Consider the following 21,983-nt stretch of genomic DNA (forward strand, 5'->3'; position numbering starts at 1 on the left):
CTTTCCTCCGGTTGATGTCGTTCGGGCATTGCGCCCTTGTTACTTTATTTAGCGGCGTCTTTGTTCAGGTCATCAAAGGTGCGACCCTCTGCCACCAGTTGTTTCAGCAGCGGCGCGGGTTCCCAGAACCATGCGTCGTCCTTGGCGTAGGTTTCGATATCGGCCAGCAGTTCAGGCAGGCCTTGCAGGTCGGCCCATTTCATCGGGCCACCCCAATAGCGCGGGAAGCCGTAGCCAAACAGCAGCACCATATCGATGTCGAGGGGACGTTTCGCGATGCCTTCGCCCAGCAGTCTTGCGGCTTCGTTCACCATCGCGGCCATGTAGCGGCGCACGATCTCGGCATCTGTGAAATCACGCGGGGTGATGCCCAGTTCCTTGCGCTCTGCCTCGATCAAAACGGGGACTTCAGGGTTCGGGACACCGCCACGGCTACCGGCCTCGTAGACATAGTAGCCCTTGCCGGTCTTCTGGCCAAAGTTGCCGCCTTCGCAGATTTTGTCAGGGTATGTCGGCACACGTTCCGCCGGATGACGTGTCGCCGCCTTGCGTTTGCGCGTGGCCCAGCCGATGTCCAGCCCCGCCAGATCGCCCACGGCAAACGGCCCCATGGCAAAGCCGAAATCGACCAACGCCTTGTCGATCTGATAGGGCGACGCGCCGTCCAGCACCATGTGATCGGCGGCGGTACGATAGGTCGCCAGAATGCGGTTGCCGATAAACCCGTCGCACACCCCTGCCCGGACAGAGATCTTGCCGAGTGCCTTGCCAAGGGCAAAGCCCGTGGCCACCACATCCGGCGCAGTCTTGTCAGCCACAACCACTTCGAGCAGTTTCATGATGTGCGCGGGCGAAAAGAAGTGCAGCCCGATAACGTCCGCGGGGCGCGACGTACTGGCCGCGATCTCGTTGATGTCCAGATAGGATGTATTCGACGCCAAAATTGCGCCGGGCCTGCACACGGCATCCAACTTGCCGAACACGTCCTTCTTGACGTCCATGTCCTCGAACACGGCCTCGATCACCAGATCCACCAAGGCGAGGCTCTCGTAGTTGACCGACACTTCAAGTGCGACGGTGGTCATGGCGTCGAATTTCATCTGTGTGATCTTGCCACGCTTGAGCGCGCCGGACAGGTTGCCCGCGATACGGGCCCTTGCGGCTTCCGCGGCCTCTGGCTTCATCTCGATCAGGACAACGTTGAAACCGGCCAGCAGCGCCGCCGTCGCGATCCCTGCCCCCATGGTCCCGCCGCCGATGATCCCGATGGATTGCAACGCACGGGGTTGCACGCCCTTCAGCTCTGGCAGGTTACCAACGGCACGTTCGGAGAAGAACGCGTGGATCATGCCCTCACGTTGGTCGGTTTCCATCAAATCGGTGAAAATCTTGCGTTCGGCGGCCATGCCTTGGTCAAAGGGCAATTCCGAAGCCGCTTGCACGGCGCGCACGGCATGTGCAGGCGAAATCTGGCCCCGGCCCTTTTTCAGCGTCCCGTCATAGGCCGCATCCCAATCGATGGCGGCGGGGGCGGCCATTTCGCTGACCGCGCGGCGGGGGGCAGCGGCATCCAGCAGCTCTTGGGCATAGGCAAGGCCGACCTCTTGCGGATCACCTTCGGCCACCTTGTCGATGATGCCCAGCGTCAACGCCTCGGGGGCCTTGACCTGACGGCCAGAGGTGATCAGGTCAAGCGCGGCATCCACGCCGATCAGGCGCGGCAGGCGCTGCGTCGCACCGGCACCGGGGATCAGGCCCAGATGCACTTCGGGCAGGCCGACGATGGCTGAAGGCTGTGCAACGCGGTAATGTGCCGACAGCGCGATTTCCAGACCACCGCCCAGGCTGACGCCATGCATCGACGCGACGACCAGCAGGGGCGATGCCTCGATCCGCTTGCACACATCAGGCAGGTAGGGTTCCAGCGGCGTCTTGCCGAATTCAGTGATGTCGGCACCGGCGATAAAGGAGCGGCCTTCGCCCACGATCAGAACCGCCTTCACGCCCGTGTCAGCCTCGGCGCGTTCGATCCCGGCGACCAGACCCAGCCGGACGGCATGGGACAGCGCGTTGACCGGTGGGTTCTGCAAGCGCAACACGGCAATGTCACCGCTGCGGGTATAGGCAATCTTGTCAGTCATCTAAATACTTCCTGTCACTTTGATTAGTCCCGACGGCTTAGCGCGGGTTTGCGGCCTGTCCGTGTTTCAAGCGCGCGCACGAGGTCGCGCAAGGCCGGACCGACCTCGTTTTGGATGCGGGCATCGGGCAGGTCACCCGGCGTGGCCCCCATGGAAAAGGCGACCGGTTCGCCGAACTCTTCCGCGAAATACGGCACGCTGACCGCGTGCACGCCGTTGGCATAGCGCGAGTCCCCCAGCGATGAAGCGAAACCTTGAGCAACCAATTGTTTGAATCCTTCCGCCCGGAACTGTCGCATATCCGGATCGGCCGTCAACTGCTCAAAGCGCTCTTCGCTAAGTGACGCCACGACGGCCATGCCGGAGGACGAGCCAAGGATCGGAATCCGGTGCCCCGGCTCAAGCCAGATCGTCGATGCGTTCTGCGGCCGCCACGTGCGCACCAGCATCATGCGGGCGTCATCGCGGACCGCGACCAGCCCCAGCGTACCGGTATCATCGGCCAGTTGCTGCATGGCATCAGATGCCAGATCAAGGAAATTCACGGCCACCGATGCCACCGACCCCAAGGCAATCGCCGACGGCCCCAGCCGGAAGCGGTCATTGCGCCCCCCGTGGCTAAGGTACCCCAAGGAACACAATGTATAGGTCAGGCGCGATACGGTGGGTTTCGGCAGTCCGGTCCGGTCGGCGATCTGCGCATGGGTCAATCCACTGTCGCTGGCGCGAAATGCCCGCAGCACAGCCATGCCACGGGCCAGTGTATTGGCGAATTTGCGATCAACGGGGACCGAATTCATGTCTCCACCTCGGTTTGTTTTACTATGTAAAACACAATTTTACTCTGCATTGCGGATACGTACCTGCCAGCTGTTTTGATTGCAACAAGGACGTGGGGACAAAAATCTGCCTTGGCTCCTGACTGGTGCCAAAAGCCTTAAGGTAACCGCATCTTCTGGATGCAAAGCCTAGCTGCGTTGATAGATAAAACAGCGCCCGGGCACCGCATCTGCAGGCAGCGGGATTTCGGTCAGTCCGTCGAAATACATCCGGTCGCTGGACACCATCAGGCCACCGCTGGCCAACAGCGGTTCGACCAGCGGTGAAATCGCACGGGCAAAGGCGTCGTTCTTGGCCAGATTATGCCCCCCCAGATCTGCGTGGATCAGCCGCGCCGCGGGCCCGAAACGCTCCAACGCGGCGGGCAAGGTGTCGTGCACATCTCCCAGCAGCAGCATATCGTCCGGAGGGGTGCTGTCGGGGTTTGACGCCACCGCACGCTCAAAGACGAAAATCTCGCGCTCGGGCATGATCTCGCACATGTGGTGGTAGGTGCGTCCGTTGCCCAAACCCAATTCAAAGACCGGACCCGGCTGGCCCTTGGTCAGGGCGACGGCGTGGTTCAGGCAGGCGCGCTGTGACACCATCCGGTTGATAAAAATGTCAAGACGGCTCATTTTGCGGCTCCCTTTGTGCAATACGTGGTACATGGGGGCGAACCCGCCCGAATTTTAGGGGACGCTGCGCAATTCATGACACCCCTAGACGCTAAGGCTTTTATCGGCTTCACTTTGCGGGATAGTTTTCGCTTTGACGTGTTTGGATCCAAATGACCGCCCTATTAGACGTACGCGACCTGACAATCGGCTTTGGCACCTCTGAACCGGTCGTGGATCGGGTCAACTTTTCCGTGAATGCAGGCGAGACGTTGGCGCTGGTGGGGGAAAGCGGGTCGGGCAAGACATTGACCTGCAGGTCAGTGCTGCGGATCCTGCCCGATGCCGCACGGATACGCGGCGGGTCCATTCACTATTCCGGCCAGTGCGGCGACCAGTTCAACGACGCATCGGGACCGGTCGATCTGATGGACCTGCCCGAAAAAGCGATGCGCGCCATCCGTGGCAACCGTATTTCGATGATCTTTCAGGAACCGATGCGGTCCCTGTCGCCGTTGCACCGGCTGGGCGATCAAGTTGCCGAAGTCCTGCGCCTGCATCGCAAAATGGGCCGCGCCGAGGCCAAGCGCGCCGTGTTGGAAAAATTCGACAAGGTCGGCTTTGCCGACGCCGAGCGTGCCTGGCGCAGTTATCCTTTCGAGATGTCGGGCGGCATGCGCCAGCGCGCGATGATTGCAATGGCGATGGTCGCCAAGCCGGAGCTGCTGATCGCGGATGAACCGACCACGGCGCTGGATGTCACCACACAGGCACAGGTGTTGGGGCTGATCCGCACCTTGCAAAAGGAAACCGGCATGGCCGTCATTCTGGTCACCCATGATCTGGGCGTGGTGGCCAATATGGCGCAGCAGGTGGTGGTGTTGAACAAGGGCCGCGTAATGGAGAGCGGACAGGCAGGCCATGTGCTTGGCGCGCCCGCGCATCCCTATACGGCCAAGCTTTTTGCCGCCGCACCGATGATCCCGCTGGTGGCCAAGCCCGCCCGCGCGCCCAGCCACGATGACGTGATCCTGGATCTGCGCGCTGTATCCAAAACCTATACGATGCGCGCTGGCGGCTGGCGCAAGCCGGTGACCGTTTCGGCCTGCGAAAACGTGAACCTGCAATTGGAACGCGGCAAGACACTGGCGATCGTCGGTGAATCCGGTTCAGGCAAGACCACCTGCGCGCGGATCGCCATGGGCGCCGAAACCCCTGATCCGGGTGGCGAGGTTCTGTTTCGCCCCAGCCCGACCGGGGACGCGACCCCTGTGCATTCAATGACCAGCACAGAGCGCACTGCCTTTCAGCGTCAGGCGCAAATGGTGTTCCAGGATCCCTATTCATCGCTGAGCCCGCGCATGCGCGTTCAGGAAGCCATGACAGAACCGATGGAGATTCACGGTATCGGAACAGCCGCTGACCGGCGCGACAAGGCGGCCGAGATGCTGCAATGGGTCGGGCTGGACCCCGACATGCTGCGCCGCTTTCCCCATGCGTTTTCGGGCGGTCAGCGGCAACGCCTGTCGATTGCCCGCGCGCTGACGCTGGACCCGAAACTGCTGATCTGTGACGAACCGACATCGGCTTTGGATGTGTCGGTACAAGACCAGATCCTGACCCTGCTCGAGGATATCCGCGAACGCGCCAACCTGAGCTATCTGTTCATCAGCCATGATCTGGCCGTCGTGGCACGGATCGCCGACGAGGTCGCCGTGATGCGCGCAGGCGTGATCGTCGAACAGGCCGCGCCGGACACGCTGTTCTACAACCCGCAGCATCCCTATACCCGCGCACTGATCGCCGCCCAGCCCGAACCCGACATCAACCGCCCCATCGATCTGGATCTGGTGGCGAAGGGCGCGGGATCGCCCACGCTTTGGCCCGAAAACTACCGCTTCGAAGGCACGCAGGCCCCCGCCTTGCGCGAATTGGAACCCGGTCATATGGTACGGTGCCATGCGTAAGCTTGTTGTTCTTCTTTGTGCCCTCGTCACACCCCTTTGGGCGCAAACCCCGACGCCGGTGCTTCAGGAAAGCGGCTATTGGGCCCAGGAGGTCACCAATGGCGACCTGCCGCCGGTCATCCAACGCGTGCCCTCCGACCCGCTGATTGTCGATCTGGCCGCCAAAGGCCGCAGCTTTGGCATCCAGGGCGGCACATTGCGCACGCTGATATCGCGGTCCAAGGACGTGCGGCAAATGGTGGTCTATGGCTATGCGCGGCTGGTGGGGTATCAGGCCGACTACACCTTGGCCCCCGACATCCTCAGCGCCGTGGATGTGGTTGAGAACCGCAAGTACACCTTACATCTGCGCCCGGGCCACCGCTGGTCAGACGGGGCCCCCTTTACATCGGCTGACTTCGAATACTGGTGGAAACACGTCGTTAACGACCCGGAAATCACCCCCAGCGGTCCGCCAGACTTCATGATGGTCGAAGGGAAATGGGGCAGCGTCACCTTTCCCGACCCCCAGACTGTGGTGTTCGAGTGGGAAGACGCAAATCCCAGTTTTCTGCCCCTGCTGGCACAAGCCAGCCCGCCATTCATCTACCGGCCCGCACATTACCTCAAGCAATTTCACGTCGCATTCGCGGAGCCCGAACAACTGGCCAATGAGGTCAACACCGCCCGCGTAAAAAGCTGGGCCGCGCTGCACAACAAGCGCGACAACATGTACAAGTACGACAACCCCGAAGAGCCGACACTGCAGCCGTGGGTCAATACCTCGGACAGCGACAGCTCGCGACAGGTGTTCGTGCGCAACCCTTATTTCCATCGCGTCGACAGCCACGGCGTGCAGCTGCCCTATATCGACACCGTCGACATGACTGTGGTCGGCGGCGGGCTGATCGCGGCCAAGGCCAATGCCGGCGAAGTTGACCTGCAAGCGCGTGGCCTTGATTTTACCGACATCTCGATCCTGAAAAAGGGCGAGGCGGACGGCGGCACATACCGCACTTTCTTGTGGGCCAATGGTGCTGCCAGCCAGATCGCCATCTATCCCAACCTGAACTTTGCCGACCCGGTCTGGCGCGAGGTGATGCGCGATGTCCGGTTCCGCCGCGCGCTGAGCCTTGGCATCGACCGGCGTATGATCAACCGCGCGCTGTACTTCGGGCTGGCCCAGGAAGGCGGGATGACCGCCCTGCCGCAAAGCCCCCTGTTCAGCCCCGATGCGCTGCATGCGTGGTCCAAGATGGACATCGACCGCGCCAATGCCCTGCTCGATGACATGGGCCTCACCGACCGCACGCCGTCTGGGTTGCGCAAACTGCCCGATGGCCGCCCGATGGAATTCGTGATCGAAACCGCCGGCGAACGCAGCGAAGAAGAAAGCGCGCTTGCCATCATCACCGACACCTGGCGCGATCTGGGCATCCGGCTGATCATGCGCCCGCTGGATCGCGATATCCTGCGCAACCGGATCTATGCCGGCACCACGATGGCCTCGGTCTGGTTTGGCTGGGACAACGGCATTCCCAGTGCCGGGACATCGCCCGGCTATCTTGCCCCGACCAATCAGGAGTTCTTTTCCTGGCCGATGTGGGGGCAGTATTACCAGACCCTCGGTCAATCCGGAGAGGCCCCCGACATGCAGCCCGCGCAGCAACTGATGCTGCTGGCCAATGACTGGAGCCATACCGAAAGCCAGACCAAACGGACCGAGATCTGGAAGAAGATGCTGGAGATCCATGCCGACCAGCAATTCGCCATCGGCATCCTTTCTGAGGCCCCGCAGCCCGTCGTCGTATCGAACCGTCTGAAGAACGTTCCCGAACAGGGCATCTGGGCCTTTGACCCCGGTGCGCATTTCGGCATCCACCGGATTGATGAATTCTATTTCGAAGACCCCCTCGTGCAGGTAAGCCAATGATCTTTCTCAGATACGCAGTATGGCGCTTTATCACCATGCTGCTGACCCTTTGGGTCGTGTCCATGCTGGTGTTCGTGATCATCAACCTGCCGCCGGGCGATTACCTGTCCAACCAGATCGCCGAATTGCGCGCCACGGGTCAGGCCGAAGGCGTCGCCAAGGCCGAATTCCTGCGCCGTGAATATTCGCTCGATCAGCCTGTGTGGAAGCAATACATGATCTGGGCGGGTATCGCACAGGGCCCGCAGGGGTTTTCGGGGCTGATACAGGGCAATTTCGGCTGGTCCTTCGAATTCGACCGCCCTGTCGGCGAAATCGTCGGTGACGCGCTGTGGATGACGGTGCTTGTTAATCTGGCGGCGGTGCTTTTTGTCTATCTGATCGCCCTGCCCCTTGGCGTGCTGGCCGCTGCCAAGTCTGAAACCTGGGTGGATTACACCGCAGGGTTCATCGGTTATCTGGGCCTTGCGACGCCGAACTTTCTGCTGGCACTGATCCTGTTCTACTACGGCCACAAATATTTCGACCTGCCGATTGGCGGGCTTATGGCCCCCGAGCTTGAGGGCGAGCCGATGTCATGGACGAAGGTACAGTCGATATTGCTGCATCTGATCGTCCCCACCTTTGTAATCGGGACCGCAGGGGCGGCTGCGATGATGCAACGCCTGCGCGCCAACATGCTGGACGAACTCAGCAAACCTTATGTGGACACCGCCAAGGCCAAGGGCCTCGCACCTGCGCGACTGCTGGCGAAATACCCGCTGCGCATGGCGTTCAACCCCTTTGTCGCCGATATTGGCAACCTGCTGCCGGCGATGATCTCGGGGTCGGTGCTGGTGTCGGTGGTGCTGGGCCTTCAGACGATCGGGCCGTCGCTGCTGATCGCGCTGAAATCCCAGGATCAGTTCCTGGCCGCCTTCATCCTGATGTTCGTGGCCCTCCTGACGCTGATCGGCACCATGATCTCTGACATGCTGCTGGTCCTGCTGGATCCGCGCATTCGCTTCGGGGCGCGCGGCTGATGAGCATTCAACCCGATAACCGATTTGTCGATACGACCCCCTGGACCGATGCGACAGATCTGTCTGCGCCCGAACGGTCGGACATGGACGCCTCCGTCGGCCTGCTGATGTGGCGCAAGTTCCGCCGTCACAAGCTGGCGTTGGTGTCGGGCCTGTTTCTCGCGTTTTGCTATCTGATCCTGCCCGTCGCAGGGTTTGTCGCGCCCTATACCCCGAACGAACGGAATGCAGAGCATCTCTACGCTCCGCCCCAAAGCATCAACCTGTGGCATGACGGCAAGTTCATCGGCCCCTATGTCTACGAAACCACCGGAGAAGCGGACCTGATCAATTTCCGCTGGGTCTATGACACGGATGAAACCGCCCCTCGCAAGCTGGAGTTCTTCTGCGAGGGCGAAACCTACAACATCTTTGCGCTGATCCCGTCGGACACACACCTGTTCTGCGCGCCTGATGGGGCTACCGTCTTCCTGTGGGGCTCTGACCGTCTGGGCCGCGATGTGTTCAGCCGCATCCTTTATGGCGCACAACTGTCGCTCACGGTGGGCCTGATCGGCATCACCGTGTCGTTCATCCTCGGCATTTTCTTCGGCTCCCTCGCAGGCTACTTCGGGGGCAAGACTGACTGGTTCGTGAACCGCATGATCGAAATCCTGCGCTCGCTTCCGGAACTGCCACTTTGGCTGGCGCTCTCGGCGGCAGTACCCTCCAACTGGGGGCCGGTGTCGGTCTTTTTCATGATATCAATCATTCTTGGCATCCTCGACTGGCCCGGACTTGCCCGCGCCGTGCGCTCGAAATTCCTTAGCCTGCGCGAAGAGGAATACGTCAAGGCAGCCGAAATGATGGGCGCAAAGCCCTCGCGGATCATCCGCAAACACCTGCTGCCGAACTTCATGTCACACCTGATCGCCAGCGCGACCCTGTCAATTCCGGCGATGATCCTGGGGGAAACGGCGCTCAGCTTTCTGGGCCTCGGCCTGCGCGCGCCAGCGGTCAGCTGGGGCGTGATGCTTAATGATGCACAAAACTTGGCCAGCATCGAAATCTACTGGTGGACTGCCATCCCGATGCTACCGATCATCGTCGTCGTTCTGGCTTTCAACTTTTTGGGCGACGGCCTGCGCGCCTGTCTGGACCCCTACAAAAGCTGATCCCCCCTTCTTCTCTGGCTCGAAAAGATCCCGGGGGGTGCGGGGGGCTGGCCACCCCGCCTTGCAACCGGTTGCTCCCCGCATGGGCAACCGGAAACCAATATCAATACCAGTCGGCGATCTTCACTTCGGTCCCTGTCGCCACCATCTTGGCGAATTCTGCCGGATCCTGCGTGCCACCATCGCGGCCACGGAAGTGGTAGGGGTAGACGTAAGATGGCTTGAACTCGGACACAGCCGCAGCGGCGGCTTCGGCGTCCATCGTGAAGGGCAGGTTCATACAAACGAACGCCAGATCGATATTCTTGAGGGCGCGCATCTCGGGCGTGCCTTCGGTATCACCCGAGATATAGACGCGGAAGTCAGGCAGGTTCACCACATAGCCATTGTCGCGACCCTGCGGGTGAAAGTTCAACCGCTCTTCTGTCGTATTATAGGCTGGGATCGCTTCGATGGTAAGCTCGCGGAACATCGCCGTTTCACCGTTCGCGATCATGCTCGCCTTGGCTTTCAGCGCCTCTGGCAGCATCTCGTAGACTGCGGGGTTGGTGATGATCTGCGTGTTCTCCCCCACCACAGCCGTCAGCGTATCCACGTTATAGTGATCGCCATGCTCGTGGGTGATCAGCACCAGATCGGGGGTGGCGAAATCAGCGTAATTCGCGGGCTCGCCAACTGGGTCGTTATAGATCACGCCAGCAGGCGTCTCCATCACAAAGGACGCGTGATCGACAGGATGAACCTTGATCTCTCCGCTTGGGGTGGGGAACATATCGGCACCGTGGGCCGCCGCATGGGCAGCGTAAGGCAGCATCGTGACGACACCCGCAGCGGCGGCGGATGTCATTAGGAACTGTCGTCTTGAGTGTGTCATAGGGAACCTCCTGTTGATGTTGGAACAGAATTAGCGCGCCCAGGGCCCCTTTCAATCACGCCCGCCCAAATTTTTCAGCGGTCGTCGCCGCCTGCCTCCGGGCCATCCTGCATCTCTTCCTCGATCGACGCCTGCGCCGCAGCGGTGACTGCTTTGCGCTCCTCCTCGCTCAGGTCCTTGACCTTGCCGTCCGCCAACCGCACCGTGACCTCGCGGTGGGCAAAGCGCACGCCTTCCCGTTCAAACAGGGCGCGGATCTCTTCATAGACTTTCTTGCGGACCAGCCACTGATCCCCCGGCTTGGTCATGAACTTGACCCGGATGATCATCGCGGAATCCTGCATCTCGATCACGCCCTGGGATTTCAGCGGCTGGATAAAGTTCTCTCCGATCACCGGGTCATCCAGCAGGGCAATGCCCAGCTTCTTGATCATCTTGCGGACCTTTTCGACATCCGTGTCGTAGGTGACGCGCAGGGGCAGCTTCATGATCACCCAATCACGGCTGTAGTTGGTCATGACCTGCAATTCACCGAAAGGAATGGTGTGCAGCGCCCCCAGATGATGGCGCAGCTGGAACGACCGGACCGAGATTTTCTCGACCGTGCCTTTGACACCGCCCACGTCAAGATATTCGCCCTTGCGAAAGGCATCGTCGAACAGGAAGAACGCGCCGGCAAAGATGTCCCGCACCAGCGCCTGCGACCCGAAACCAACGGCGACACCGACGATGCCCGCACCGGCAAACAAGGGGCCGACATTGATGCCGAATTCCATCAGAACGATCAGCACGATGGTGACGACCACGACGATCAGGATGAAGTTGCGAAACAGCGGCAGCAGCGTGGCAAGGCGGCTGGCCGATGACGCGCCGCTTCCTTCATCGCCCAATTCGGCCTCAGGCTGGTCGCCGACTTCGGCTTCGATCTTGGTGTCGATCCAGATGCGAAAGGCGTGGTAGACGACATAGCCGATGAAGATGATGACCATGATATCAAGCAGCCGGTCCGCAAGGGTTTCGACCATCCGCGCGCCTTCATTGTCCCAGATGAAAAAGAACGCATAGGTCCCGGCCACAAAGGCCAGAATGCCGGCGACCCTTTGGGCCAATGCCTCGAAGGTGTTCATCGTCCGGCGGGGGATCATGTCTGCGCGGGCTCTTTCCTCGGCCAGTGCCAGACGCTCTGCGGCGTCACTCTGTCCGGTCTGGTCCATTTCGTCATTGCTGTCGTTCAACGCTATTTTCGCGTCGCGGATGGCGTTCAGCCGACGAATGCTGCGGGCGCGGGCAAAGCCCCGTTCGATCCCGTAGTTGATCACGCCATACACCACGATGATCGAGATCAGGATGCCGTACGCACCCGCAATCAGGGGGATCGAACTGGGTCTTTCCAGCACCAGATCATAGGTCAGCTCCACCCAGGCAAACAGCACATAGACCACCACGGCCGGTGCCCAGGCCTTGGACAGGACGCGGGTCACCAAACTGCTTTGCGCAATGGGTTTGCCGTGGCGCAGCGCATTCGAAATCGCGCGGCGGTTGACCAGCACCATCAGGATATTCATCAGCACGATCACCGCCGACATCAACGACGAGATGAAGGCATAAAAGTCGTAGTTCAGGCCCAGTTCGCCGATCCACATGCCGAACAGGATCGCGCAGGTATCAAGGCTCGCCAAAATCCAGAGCCACGTATAGAGACGTTTGGCATCCTTGTCGCTGAAAACGGGGATACGGTATTGGGTCAGAAAGGGCGACAGGACCATCCGCCAAAGCGTCGCGAAAAAGCGGCACACGAAATAGCCGATGTTGATCAACACCACCGTGAATTGCATCGCGGTGTCCTCGAGCGTGCCGAAAATGGCCAGACCCAGCAGATAGGCCACCGCCATCGACACCAGTATCCCGAGCAGCCCCATGAAGAACCGGAACACCAGAAACGGCATCTTTTCAGCATAGCCGACGGGGTTCTCCAGCACACGGGCTGTTACGAACCCGCGTGCGATGCGTTTGCCGAAGACCTCTCGTTCGACCACGACCCCGATGCCGAACAACGCGAGCGAGATCAGCAAGGTTGATCCGAACGCCCACAGCGTCCCGTCAGGGCTGGCGGCGCGCAGGATGTACAGCACCTCGTTCACCGCGATGGGCAGTTCCTTCAGCCGCTGGATCAGGGCCGCGCGAAACTTGTTGGTGCGTTCCTGCGCCTTCATCAGGGGCGAATGTTCCGAAGGGGTGTCCTGAGCGTCGGATGCCGCCATCTGGCCTGCGGGCGCGGCCGATTGGGTCAACAACTGCCCGTTGCTGTCGATCACCACAACGCCGACGCCATTTTGCGCGGCCTGTTTCATGATGCCCTCGATCCGGGCGGCTTCAGGATCAGTTGCGGCCTTTGCAGTGGGGAACAAGGTTTGCAACCCCTGCGCCTGACTGTCAGAGCCGATCACAACCAACAAAAGAGAGAACAGCAGGGTGAATAAAACGTGTCGCATACTGCCCGCACCTGTCTGGAAAACCTTCCAGATACGCTAAGCGACGCTGCCCCCCATTGCAATCGTTTGGCACCGGCACCACCTTAAGCATCCATTCACGAAACCCGATCGGTTTTGCACAAAATTTAATTCTATGCGATGTTCACCCTAACAGTGGTTTGTATGGCATCGCACCATGCGCTTGAGGATCCCAAGATGACGAATATTTCAGCCGCCGAGCGTATTGCTGTTTTGGGTCTTGGCTATGTCGGCCTGCCGTTGACCGTGGCGCTGGCGCGCGCTGGATTTGACGTCGTGGGACTTGATACCCACGCGCCCACCATCGCCGCGCTGCAAGGCGGCACCGACCCCAATGGCGAGGTGTCGGATGCGTCGATCAGCGCGACCACTGCGCGCTTTACCAATGACGCCGCCGATCTGGCAGGCTGTACCGCTTTCATCATTGCCGTGCCGACACCGATCACCGATGCCAAAGCCCCCGATCTGGGGCCGGTTCTGGGGGCCTGCGCAACAATCGCGCCCCATCTGATGCCCGGCAGCGTCGTGATTTTGGAAAGCACCGTCTACCCCGGCGTGACCGAAGACGTCTGCGGCCCCGCGTTGGCGGCAGGCAGCGGGCTGACACCGGGCACACAGATCAAGCTGGCCTATAGCCCCGAGCGCGTGAACCCGGGCGATGCCGAGCATTCGATGGAAAACGTGATCAAGATCATCGCGGCGCAGGACGGCGAAACCCTTGACCGGGTGGAGGCGATTTACAAACCCGTCGTCAAGGCAGGCCTGCACCGGGCCTCCTCCATCGCCACGGCAGAAGCCGCCAAGGTCATCGAAAATACGCAACGCGACCTGAATATCGCTCTGGTCAATGAATTCTCGCTGATCTTTTCGCGGCTTAACCTTGATACGCTCGAGGTTCTCGAGGCTGCGGGGACGAAGTGGAATTTCCTGCCCTTCCGCCCCGGTCTGGTGGGCGGGCATTGCATCGGCGTCGACCCCTATTACCTGACATACCGCGCCGAACAGTTGGGCTATCACCCCGAAGTGATCCTTGCCGGGCGGCGTATCAACGACCAGATGGGCGTGCATGTAGCGCAGACCCTGATCAAGAAACTGCTGTCCAAGGACATGGGCGTGCGCGGAGCCAAAGTGTTGATCATGGGCTATACCTTCAAGGAGAACTGCGCCGACACCCGCAACACCCGCGTCAGCGACATCGTCGCGGAACTGGCCAGCTATTCAGTCGAGCCTACCGTGCATGATCCATGGGTCGGCGCGGACCGTTTGCGCCGTGAGCATGGCCAGACCGCAACCGATACGTTGGAGGATGGCACCTATGATGCGATCGTTCTGGCGGTCGGGCACCGCGAATTCGTCGACATGGGTGCCGAAAAAATACGCGCCTTGGGCAAACCCGGTGCGGTAATCTTTGACATCAAGGGACTTTTTGGCAAAACAGAAAGTGACCTGCGGCTTTAGGCATCAAGACCAAGTTAGGACCGGCTTATGAGCCAGACAGCCCCCGAAGACCTGCGCAATGCGGACCCCAAGCGCAGGATCATCTTCTACAGCCATGATACCTTCGGTCTGGGCCACCTGCGCCGTTCGCGCGCTTTGGCGGCAGCCTTGACCGAAGGTGACGATCACGCATCGGCGATCATCCTGACCGGGTCGCCCGTGGCCGGGCGCTTTACCTTTCCCAAGGGCGTTGACCACATTCGCCTGCCCGGCGTGACCAAGCTGGCCGATGGCAGTTATGTGTCGCAGACCCTGGGGCTGGACATCGACGAGATCACCGCCCTGCGTGCCGGTCTGATCAAGACCGCGATCGAGAAATACGAACCCGACCTGCTGATCGTCGACAAGGAACCGTCGGGCTTTCGCGGTGAACTGCTGCCCAGCCTTGAATGGCTGCGCGATCACGGCAACACCAAGACCGTGCTGGGCCTGCGCGATGTGCTGGACGAACCCGAAGTGCTGGCCGCCGAATGGGCGCGCAAGGGGGCCGTCGCGGCGACCGAGGCCTTTTATGACGAAATCTGGGTTTACGGCATGCACGACGTCTATGACCCGACCAAGGGCCTGCCCCTGTCGGACGCAGCGCGCGACCGGATGCATTGGACAGGCTACCTGCGCCGCGAAACCACGGACGAGGTCGACCTGCCGCAACACCCCTACGTGCTGATCACCCCCGGCGGCGGTGGCGATGGCGCGGCAATGGTGTCACTGGTGCTTGAGGCCTATGAAAAGGACCCAGACCTGTCGCCAAACGCGGTGCTGATCTATGGCCCGTTCCTGTCGGGCGACGTGCGCGATGCCTTTGATGCACGGGTCGAGAAACTGAACGGGCGCGTGACGGCCGTCGGCTTTGACAGCCGGATCGAGGCGCTGTTCGTCGGGGCCGAAGGTGTCGTCTGCATGGGGGGGTACAATACCTTTTGCGAGGTGCTGTCCTTTGACAAGCGGGCCGTGATCGTGCCGCGCACCGTGCCCCGTCTTGAACAATGGATCCGCGCCAGCCGCGCAGAGGAACTGGGCCTTGTGCGCATGCTTGATGAAACCCGCGACGGCATGACCGCCGACGCGATGATCGCGGCAATCCGCAACCTGCCGCATCAGAACAAACCCTCCGAAGCAGGGGCGGACGGTCTGCTTGACGGGCTTGATGTGGTGATCAAACGGGGCCGTGCATTGATGGATGGCACTGCATGAACCATCCGAAACTGGCGGTCGTCGTCAAAGGCTGGCCGCGCCTGTCCGAAACGTTCATCGCCCAGGAACTGGTGGCCCTCGAAGAGGCCGGGCTGCGCTTTGACATCTGGTCGCTGCGGCACCCGACCGACGTCAAGACCCATCCGCTGCATGACAAGTTGCAGGCGCGCGTGCGCTATTTGCCGGAATATCTGCGCGATGATCCTGACCGTGTCGCCACCGCCCGTGCAGCGGCCCAGGCCATGCCGGGCTATGCCGATGCGTTCGAGACGTTCCAGCGCGATCTGGCCCGCGACGACACCCCAAACCGGCGACGCCGCTTTGGACAGGCCTGTGTTATGGCCCACGAACTGCCCGAAAGCACCCGCGGGATTTATGCGCATTTTCTGCATACGCCCTCTTCGGTCGCGCGCTATGCCGCGATCCTGCGCGGCATCCCCTGGAGCTTTTCCGCCCACGCCAAGGACATCTGGACATCCCCCGACTGGGAACTGCGCGAAAAGCTGGACCCGGCCCGGTTCGGCGCGGCATTCGGGGCGACCTGCACGGGTTTCGGGGCGAAACACCTGCGCGCAATGGCGGGCGATCCAGACCGCATTGATCTGGTGTATCACGGGCTTGATCTGTCGCGGTTTCCCGCCCCTCCCGAACGAACGCCGCGAAGCCTGAGCGATCCGTTCCAGATGATGTCCGTGGGCCGCATGGTCGAGAAAAAGGGCTTTGACAACCTGATCGACGCGCTGGCCTTGCTGCCCGAGACGCTGGACTGGCGCTGGACCCATATTGGCGGCGGCAGTCTGTCGGACACGATGCAGGACCGTGCCACGGCTTTGGGCATCAATGACCGCATCACATGGCGCGGGGCCTGCGACCAGCCCGAGGTGATCGCGGCCATGCGTGCTGCCGATCTGTTCGTCCTGCCCTCGCGGATCGCACAGGACGGTGACCGCGACGGCCTGCCCAATGTCCTGATGGAGGCGGCCGGTCAAAAGCTGCCAATCCTCAGCACGCCGGTATCAGCGATCCCCGAATTTATAGATACAGGCACCAGCGGTATCCTGAGCGACGACGCGCCGGCTGCATTGGCCAGCGCGATCCAGGGTTTTGCCGATGATCCGGCGCTTGGGCCGCGACTTGCCGAAGCGGCCCATGCCAGATTGCACAGCGACTTTACGATGGCACCGGGCATCCGACAGCTGCACAAACGGCTGAATGCACTGCTGGTGCAGGCGGACTGATGAATCTTGCTTTTTATGCACCGCTCAAGGCTGCGGACCATGCTGTGCCATCAGGCGATCGTGCAATGGCGCGGGCCCTGATCGCAGCGCTGGAATTCGGCGGGGCGCAGGTGACCCTTGCCAGTGATTTGCGCAGTCGCGACGGTGCAGGCGATGCAGCAGTGCAACAGCGCTTGTTTGATGCTGCCAAGGCCGAGGTGGCGCGCCTGATCCCTCAGGGGCACCGTGAAAAATGGGCGGCCTGGATCACCTATCACAACTACTACAAGGCCCCTGACCTGATCGGTCCCGCCGTCGCCAAAGCGCTGAAGATCCCCTATCTGCTGATCGAATCCACCCGCGCGCGCAAGCGACTGACCGGACCGTGGGCGCCCTTTGCCAAAGCCGCCGAAGCTGCCAGCGACGCGGCGGATGTGATCTTTTACCTGACGCAGCGCGATGCCCAGACCCTTGAACGCGACAAGACCCAAGGCCAGACCCTGCTGCATCTGCGTCCTTTCCTTGCTCGCCAGACCTTGCCCGCGATGTCCTTGGGAAATGGACCAATGCTGTCGGTGGGCATGCTGCGCAGTGGCGACAAATTGGCGTCCTATCGCATCATCGCAGAGACGTTACACCATCTGCCCTCAGGCGCATGGGCCCTGGACATCGCTGGCGACGGCCCTGCCCGCCCGCAGGTCGAGGCGTTGATGGCCCCCTTCGGGAAGGCCGTGCGGTTCCTGGGACAACTGGATGCCACCGCAATGGAAAGCGTCTATGCCCGCGCATCCCTGCTGTTCTGGCCCGGCGTGAACGAGGCCTTCGGCCTGGCCTACCTTGAGGCGCAGGCAGCAGGTTTGCCCATCGTCGCCCAAAACCGACCCGGCGTGTGCGACGTGCTGGCCCCCGGTGATTACGCAGACCCCGAGGACGGGATCGCCCCGATGTCGACAAGGCTTCAGGCGCTGTTGGCCGTGCCATCCCTGCGCATGGCCTTGGGCGAACGCGCACGCTGCCATGTGGCGGGCCACCATTTGCTGCCCGCTGCGGCCGACACGCTGCGGCGCGGGCTGGCCCGGGCCGGGGTATCCCTATGATCCAGCTTGCCATTCTGCGCCACGGTCACACCGATTGGAACCGCGCCGGACGCATTCAGGGCCGGACGGACATTGCGCTGGACGCAGAGGCGCGCACCCAACTGGCCGCGCTGCGCCTGCCCGCGCCATGGGGCGATGCCGATCTGGTAGCCAGCCCGCTATCCCGCGCCGTCGAGACGGCCCATCTGGTCGCAGACCGTGCGCCCGCGACGACCCACGCCTTGATGGAGATGGACTGGGGCCAGTGGGAAGGCAAACGCGGCATCGACCTGAAAGCCGACCCGGCAAGCGGGTTTCGCGATATCGAAGACTGGGGCTGGGACTATAGGCCACCGGGCGGCGAAAGCCCCGCAGCATTGCGCACGCGGCTGATCCCCTGGGCCGAAAGCCTGCGCTGTGATACGGTGGCCGTATGTCATATCGGCGTGATGCGGGTGTTGCTGGCCCATGCGACGGGCTGGGATTTTGACGGCCCTGCCCCGTTTCAGGTCAAACGCAACCGGCTCTATGTCCTCCGGATTGCGCCCGAGGGATGGCAGGCCGTGTCCGGTCCGATCCGATTGGAGAACCGCGCATGAACGTCTTGATTGTCGTGACACATTTGCTCGGGACCGGCCATCTGGCCCGCGCCTTGAACCTCGCCCGCGCCTATGGCGCTGCAGGCCATGATGCGACGGTCATATCGGGCGGGATGCAGGCCCCGCAATTGAACAGCGACGGTGTGACGGTGCTGCAACTGCCGCCGCTGCGATCAGACGGGATCGATTTCGCGCGGCTTCTCGACCAGGATGGTGCGTTGGCGGGCCCAGAGGTTTACGACGCGAGGCGCGCCATGCTGATGGACTATCTGCAGGACCTGCAACCTGACGTGCTGATTACCGAACTGTTTCCCTTTGGCCGTCGCACCCTGAAAGCCGAATTCACCGCCTTGCTGGAGGCGGCGCATGATTTGCCCCAACGCCCGCTGATCTGCGCATCGGTCCGCGACATTCTGGCCCCGCCGTCAAAGCCCGCCAAGGCCGCGCTGGCCGATGATCTGATCGCACGGTTCTATGACGCCGTGCTGGTCCATTCAGACGCCGACATAACGCCCCTGTCGCTAAGCTGGCCGGTGTCTGACGCAGTGCAAGCCAAGCTGCGCTACACCGGTTTCGTCGCCCCGCCCCCCGCTGGCCCGCACCCGCACGGGCTGGGGGATGGTGAAATCATCGTCAGCGCAGGGGGCGGCGATGTTGGCGCGCATGTCTTCGACACCTGCCGCGCCGCCGCCGCGCGGGACCCGGACAGGCGCTGGCGGTTGTTGCTTGGCGGACAGAACGCCGCCGCGCCCTGTGATGCCCTGATGCTAACCGCGCCTGCAAATGTGGTGATAGAACCCGCCCGCCCCGAGTTTCGCCAGATGCTGTACCATGCCGCCGCTTCGGTTTCGCTTTGTGGATACAACACGGCGCTGGACGTGTTGCAAAGCGGGGTCCGCGCGGTTTTCGTGCCGTTTGATGCGGGCAATGAGGTTGAACAGGGATTGCGCGCAGATGCTTTGGCGCAGATGCCGGGGATCGGCGTGCTGCGCAACGCTGATCTGACACCGGACAGCTTGCTTGCCACGTTAAAGACCGTGCTTGCCAGTCCTGATCGCGCAGCGCGCAGTGCCGGGTTGGACGGCGCGGCCATGACGGTGACCTTGACCGATGAAATGCGGTCTGAATTGCTGCGCGGTACCAAAGCATGAAAATCGACTGGACCCCGTTGACCACAGAGCTGGCCCTGTGGCGCGCCAGCGGGCTGGCTCTGCCGCTGTGGTGGCGCGATGATGATGCCATCGCCGCAACACCCGATCTTGAGGTTCTGACCGCCTTGGCCGAGGATTTGCACCTGCCCGTCCATCTCGCCGTGATCCCGAAACTCGCGCAGCCTTCCCTCCCCCAGTTTGTGGCAGGCCATGATGCCGTCATCCCGGTCGTCCACGGCTGGCAGCACCATAACCACGCCCCCGCCGGGGCCAAGAAGGCCGAATTCGGCCATCCGCGGCCCGATGCGTTGACCGATGCCAGGCAAGCATTGGCGCGGATGCAGGCGCTGTTCGGTGCAAGACTGCTGCCGATCTTCGTGCCGCCCTGGAACCGCCTTGATCCGGGTCTGCTGCCGGGGCTGGCGCAGGCAGGTTACTGCGGTGTCTCGACCTATTTGCCGCGGACGTCCCGTTTGGCAGTACCCGGAATGGTCCGGATCAACACCCATATCGACCCGATATTCTGGCGCGGCGGGCGCGGACTGGTGCCGCCCGAGGAACAAATCGCGGGGATCGTATCGCTTTTGCAGGACCGCCGCATGGGGCTTTCCGATACGACCGAGCCGCTCGGGTTCCTCACCCATCATCTGGTGCATACCCACGAGATATGGGAGTTTACCCGCGCATGCCTTGGCCGGATGCTGGATGGTGGCGCAGCCCCCGCCGACCTGCGCACGCTGCCCTAACGCTTTTTGACAAACTCGGTCAGGATGACGATCCGCTGACCTTCGACGCGCCCTTCGATATGGGCGGGATTATCGGCCACCAAGGAAATGCGATGCACGGCTGTGCCGCGCTTGGCCGTGAAACCGCCGCCTTTTACAGGTAAATCCTTGATCAACACCACAGTGTCACCGCTGGCAAGCGGCACGCCGTTGCTGTCTTTGTGATCTGTCGGGGCCGCCACGTTATCGGCCCAGCTTTGGGTTTCGTCATCAAGATACAGCTGTTCCAGCAAATCGCGCGCCCAGTCGGTGTCGAGCCGTTTCAGTGTCCGCGCGGCATAGACCTGAAGCGCCGCATCCTCGGACCACATCGTCGACGCGATAGGTCGGAAGTGATCTGCAGGTGTTTCAGGATCAGCGCAAAGGGCGCAAACGTCAACGCTCGCGTCCGCAGGGCCGCCTGCGACGGGAACGGAAACGAGCGGGGCATCTGTTGTGCAAAGGGGGCATGTCATGGGGTGTGGTTTAGGTCGGCGCTGCGCGGGGCGCAATGGGTTGTTAACCAGAATCGCGCAGCCTTGAAGTATGAGCAAATACCGCCGCATGTATGTACCCGGTGGTACCTATTTTTCGCCGTCTGCCTGGCTGAGCGAGGGTCTGACCTGCTGCTGCGCGAGGTGTCCGCGCGACACCGGGCCGTGCGGATCACGATGGCCGAACGCCCCTTTCAGATCGACGCCTTTGTAGTGTTGCCGAACCATCTGCACACGGTATGGACGCTGTCGCCCGGTGACGCGGATTTCTCGGTCCGGTGGCGTGCCATCAAATCGCGATTCACCCGCGAGGTGCGTAGGGTGGCGGTCAAGGACATCAAGGAACAAGACGTATTCATGGGCGACATGCCTTTGATGACCCCGAACGGCACATTTGTCGTGAACGGGACCGAACGCGTGATCGTCAGCCAGATGCACCGGTCTCCCGGTGTGTTCTTTGACCACGACAAGGGCAAGACACACTCTTCGGGCAAGCTTTTGTTTGCCTGCCGCATCATTCCTTACCGCGGTTCCTGGCTGGATTTCGAATTCGATGCCAAAGACATCGTCTTTGCCCGGATTGACCGTCGTCGTAAATTGCCTGTCACGACATTGCTCTACGCGCTTGGTCTTGACCAGGAAGCGATCATGGACGCGTATTATGACACCGTCACCTATACGCTGAAAGCTGGCGAAGGCTGGGTCGCACCATTCTATCCGGACCGTGTCCGTGGCACCCGCCCGACCTACGATTTGATCGATGCCGCAACCGGCGAAGTCTTGTTCGAAAAGGGCAAGAAAGTAACGCCACGCGCCGTCAAGCAGCTGGTCGATGAGGGCAAGGTGAGCGAACTGGTTCTACCATTCGAGCACATTGTCGGCAAATTTGCGGCACGCGACATCATCAACGAAGAAACCGGTGCGATCTATGTCGAACCCGGCGACGAGATGACGTTGGAATACGACAAGGACGGC

General features: G+C 61.5%; 17 protein-coding genes and 1 pseudogene. 12 read left to right on the forward strand and 6 right to left on the reverse strand.

Translation table 11 applies throughout. From position 1 onward, the window contains the following. Positions 1–44: 44 nt before the first annotated feature. The 3 genes from RGAI101_RS08620 to RGAI101_RS08630 all read right to left on the reverse strand — a co-directional run bounded on the left by RGAI101_RS08620 (position 45) and on the right by RGAI101_RS08630 (position 3,598). The gene (locus RGAI101_RS08620; RefSeq protein WP_008226753.1) at positions 45–2,141 is read right to left on the reverse strand and encodes an FAD-dependent oxidoreductase; all 2,097 of its coding nucleotides are present in this window, start codon (positions 2,139–2,141) and stop codon (positions 45–47) included. A gap of 23 nt (positions 2,142–2,164) precedes the next feature. Further along, entirely contained in the window at positions 2,165–2,941 is a 777-nt protein-coding gene (locus RGAI101_RS08625; RefSeq protein WP_008226954.1) for an IclR family transcriptional regulator, read from the reverse strand. 168 nt (positions 2,942–3,109) lie between these two features. Then, positions 3,110–3,598 carry a class I SAM-dependent methyltransferase gene (locus RGAI101_RS08630; RefSeq protein WP_008228173.1) on the reverse strand — a complete coding sequence of 163 codons (489 nt, stop codon included), beginning with the start codon at positions 3,596–3,598 and terminating at the stop codon, positions 3,110–3,112. Positions 3,599–3,750: 152 nt separating this feature from the next. Between RGAI101_RS08630 and RGAI101_RS08635 the strand changes: the two genes are divergently transcribed. From RGAI101_RS08635 to RGAI101_RS08650, 4 genes are read left to right on the forward strand one after another with little or no spacing between them, the layout of a single operon-like run. Continuing rightward, the gene (locus tag RGAI101_RS08635; RefSeq protein ID WP_008229296.1) at positions 3,751–5,544 is read left to right on the forward strand and encodes an ABC transporter ATP-binding protein; all 1,794 of its coding nucleotides are present in this window, start codon (positions 3,751–3,753) and stop codon (positions 5,542–5,544) included. After that, on the forward strand, positions 5,537–7,456 hold the full coding sequence (locus RGAI101_RS08640) for an ABC transporter substrate-binding protein (RefSeq protein ID WP_008227743.1): 1,920 nt from the start codon (positions 5,537–5,539) through the stop codon (positions 7,454–7,456). Before RGAI101_RS08635 ends, RGAI101_RS08640 begins: the two co-directional genes overlap by 8 nt. Further along, positions 7,453–8,478, forward strand: a complete 1,026-nt coding sequence (locus RGAI101_RS08645; RefSeq protein ID WP_008225714.1) for an ABC transporter permease — start codon at positions 7,453–7,455, stop codon at positions 8,476–8,478. Before RGAI101_RS08640 ends, RGAI101_RS08645 begins: the two co-directional genes overlap by 4 nt. Then, complete coding sequence (locus RGAI101_RS08650; RefSeq protein ID WP_008225101.1) at positions 8,478–9,632, forward strand: ABC transporter permease; 1,155 nt, start codon at positions 8,478–8,480, stop codon at positions 9,630–9,632. Before RGAI101_RS08645 ends, RGAI101_RS08650 begins: the two co-directional genes overlap by 1 nt. Before the next feature lie 103 nt (positions 9,633–9,735). On the opposite strand, the gene RGAI101_RS08655 is transcribed toward RGAI101_RS08650, so the two are convergent. Both RGAI101_RS08655 and RGAI101_RS08660 read right to left on the reverse strand, forming a co-directional pair. Continuing rightward, positions 9,736–10,506 carry an MBL fold metallo-hydrolase gene (locus tag RGAI101_RS08655; protein ID WP_037227796.1) on the reverse strand — a complete coding sequence of 257 codons (771 nt, stop codon included), beginning with the start codon at positions 10,504–10,506 and terminating at the stop codon, positions 9,736–9,738. Positions 10,507–10,580: 74 nt separating this feature from the next. Next, positions 10,581–12,998 (reverse strand): mechanosensitive ion channel family protein, encoded by a 2,418-nt coding sequence (locus tag RGAI101_RS08660; protein ID WP_008225362.1) that lies wholly within the window; start codon positions 12,996–12,998, stop codon positions 10,581–10,583. A 195-nt stretch (positions 12,999–13,193) separates the two neighbouring features. Between RGAI101_RS08660 and RGAI101_RS08665 the strand changes: the two genes are divergently transcribed. Genes RGAI101_RS08665 through RGAI101_RS08695 form a run of 7 tightly spaced genes read left to right on the forward strand, consistent with a single transcriptional unit; the run spans position 13,194 to position 20,496 of the window. Further along, the gene (locus RGAI101_RS08665) at positions 13,194–14,474 is read left to right on the forward strand and encodes a nucleotide sugar dehydrogenase (protein ID WP_037229313.1); all 1,281 of its coding nucleotides are present in this window, start codon (positions 13,194–13,196) and stop codon (positions 14,472–14,474) included. 27 nt (positions 14,475–14,501) lie between these two features. Beyond that, on the forward strand, positions 14,502–15,707 hold the full coding sequence (locus RGAI101_RS08670; protein WP_008225713.1) for a glycosyltransferase family protein: 1,206 nt from the start codon (positions 14,502–14,504) through the stop codon (positions 15,705–15,707). After that, entirely contained in the window at positions 15,704–16,945 is a 1,242-nt protein-coding gene (locus RGAI101_RS08675; protein ID WP_008225240.1) for a glycosyltransferase family 4 protein, read from the forward strand. Before RGAI101_RS08670 ends, RGAI101_RS08675 begins: the two co-directional genes overlap by 4 nt. Further along, positions 16,945–18,021, forward strand: coding sequence for a glycosyltransferase family 4 protein (locus tag RGAI101_RS08680; protein ID WP_008225961.1), 1,077 nt, complete (start codon positions 16,945–16,947; stop codon positions 18,019–18,021). Before RGAI101_RS08675 ends, RGAI101_RS08680 begins: the two co-directional genes overlap by 1 nt. Then, entirely contained in the window at positions 18,018–18,599 is a 582-nt protein-coding gene (locus RGAI101_RS08685) for a histidine phosphatase family protein (protein WP_008225631.1), read from the forward strand. The genes RGAI101_RS08680 and RGAI101_RS08685 overlap by 4 nt, the downstream gene beginning before the upstream one ends. Further along, positions 18,596–19,750 carry a glycosyltransferase family protein gene (locus RGAI101_RS08690; RefSeq protein ID WP_008229287.1) on the forward strand — a complete coding sequence of 385 codons (1,155 nt, stop codon included), beginning with the start codon at positions 18,596–18,598 and terminating at the stop codon, positions 19,748–19,750. Before RGAI101_RS08685 ends, RGAI101_RS08690 begins: the two co-directional genes overlap by 4 nt. After that, entirely contained in the window at positions 19,747–20,496 is a 750-nt protein-coding gene (locus tag RGAI101_RS08695; RefSeq protein WP_037227798.1) for a polysaccharide deacetylase family protein, read from the forward strand. The genes RGAI101_RS08690 and RGAI101_RS08695 overlap by 4 nt, the downstream gene beginning before the upstream one ends. Here the strand turns inward: RGAI101_RS08695 and RGAI101_RS08700 are convergent. Then, positions 20,493–20,990 (reverse strand): alkylphosphonate utilization protein, encoded by a 498-nt coding sequence (locus tag RGAI101_RS08700; protein ID WP_037227801.1) that lies wholly within the window; start codon positions 20,988–20,990, stop codon positions 20,493–20,495. The genes RGAI101_RS08695 and RGAI101_RS08700 overlap by 4 nt on opposite strands. A gap of 342 nt (positions 20,991–21,332) precedes the next feature. Between RGAI101_RS08700 and RGAI101_RS08705 the strand changes: the two are divergent. Then, positions 21,333–21,983, forward strand: a pseudogene (locus RGAI101_RS08705) (DNA-directed RNA polymerase subunit beta); the annotation flags it as partial.

This window comes from Roseobacter sp. GAI101 (assembly GCF_000156335.1).
Taxonomy (GTDB): Bacteria; Pseudomonadota; Alphaproteobacteria; order Rhodobacterales; family Rhodobacteraceae; genus Sulfitobacter.

Bases quoted from the DNA above. Each gene is read 5' to 3' on its own strand.
- RGAI101_RS08620 (WP_008226753.1), bottom strand. From the start codon at position 2,141: ATGACTGACAAGATTGCCTATACCCGCAGCGGTGACATTGCCGTGTTG.
- RGAI101_RS08695 (WP_037227798.1), top strand. From the start codon at position 19,747: ATGAAAATCGACTGGACCCCGTTGACCACAGAGCTGGCCCTGTGGCGC.
- RGAI101_RS08675 (WP_008225240.1), top strand. From the start codon at position 15,704: ATGAACCATCCGAAACTGGCGGTCGTCGTCAAAGGCTGGCCGCGCCTG.
- RGAI101_RS08630 (WP_008228173.1), bottom strand. From the start codon at position 3,598: ATGAGCCGTCTTGACATTTTTATCAACCGGATGGTGTCACAGCGCGCC.
- RGAI101_RS08670 (WP_008225713.1), top strand. From the start codon at position 14,502: ATGAGCCAGACAGCCCCCGAAGACCTGCGCAATGCGGACCCCAAGCGC.
- RGAI101_RS08650 (WP_008225101.1), top strand. From the start codon at position 8,478: ATGAGCATTCAACCCGATAACCGATTTGTCGATACGACCCCCTGGACC.
- RGAI101_RS08700 (WP_037227801.1), bottom strand. From the start codon at position 20,990: ATGACATGCCCCCTTTGCACAACAGATGCCCCGCTCGTTTCCGTTCCC.
- RGAI101_RS08690 (WP_008229287.1), top strand. From the start codon at position 18,596: ATGAACGTCTTGATTGTCGTGACACATTTGCTCGGGACCGGCCATCTG.
- RGAI101_RS08640 (WP_008227743.1), top strand. From the start codon at position 5,537: ATGCGTAAGCTTGTTGTTCTTCTTTGTGCCCTCGTCACACCCCTTTGG.
- RGAI101_RS08655 (WP_037227796.1), bottom strand. From the start codon at position 10,506: ATGACACACTCAAGACGACAGTTCCTAATGACATCCGCCGCCGCTGCG.
- RGAI101_RS08685 (WP_008225631.1), top strand. From the start codon at position 18,018: ATGATCCAGCTTGCCATTCTGCGCCACGGTCACACCGATTGGAACCGC.
- RGAI101_RS08680 (WP_008225961.1), top strand. From the start codon at position 16,945: ATGAATCTTGCTTTTTATGCACCGCTCAAGGCTGCGGACCATGCTGTG.
- RGAI101_RS08625 (WP_008226954.1), bottom strand. From the start codon at position 2,941: ATGAATTCGGTCCCCGTTGATCGCAAATTCGCCAATACACTGGCCCGT.
- RGAI101_RS08660 (WP_008225362.1), bottom strand. From the start codon at position 12,998: ATGCGACACGTTTTATTCACCCTGCTGTTCTCTCTTTTGTTGGTTGTG.
- RGAI101_RS08645 (WP_008225714.1), top strand. From the start codon at position 7,453: ATGATCTTTCTCAGATACGCAGTATGGCGCTTTATCACCATGCTGCTG.
- RGAI101_RS08635 (WP_008229296.1), top strand. From the start codon at position 3,751: ATGACCGCCCTATTAGACGTACGCGACCTGACAATCGGCTTTGGCACC.
- RGAI101_RS08665 (WP_037229313.1), top strand. From the start codon at position 13,194: ATGACGAATATTTCAGCCGCCGAGCGTATTGCTGTTTTGGGTCTTGGC.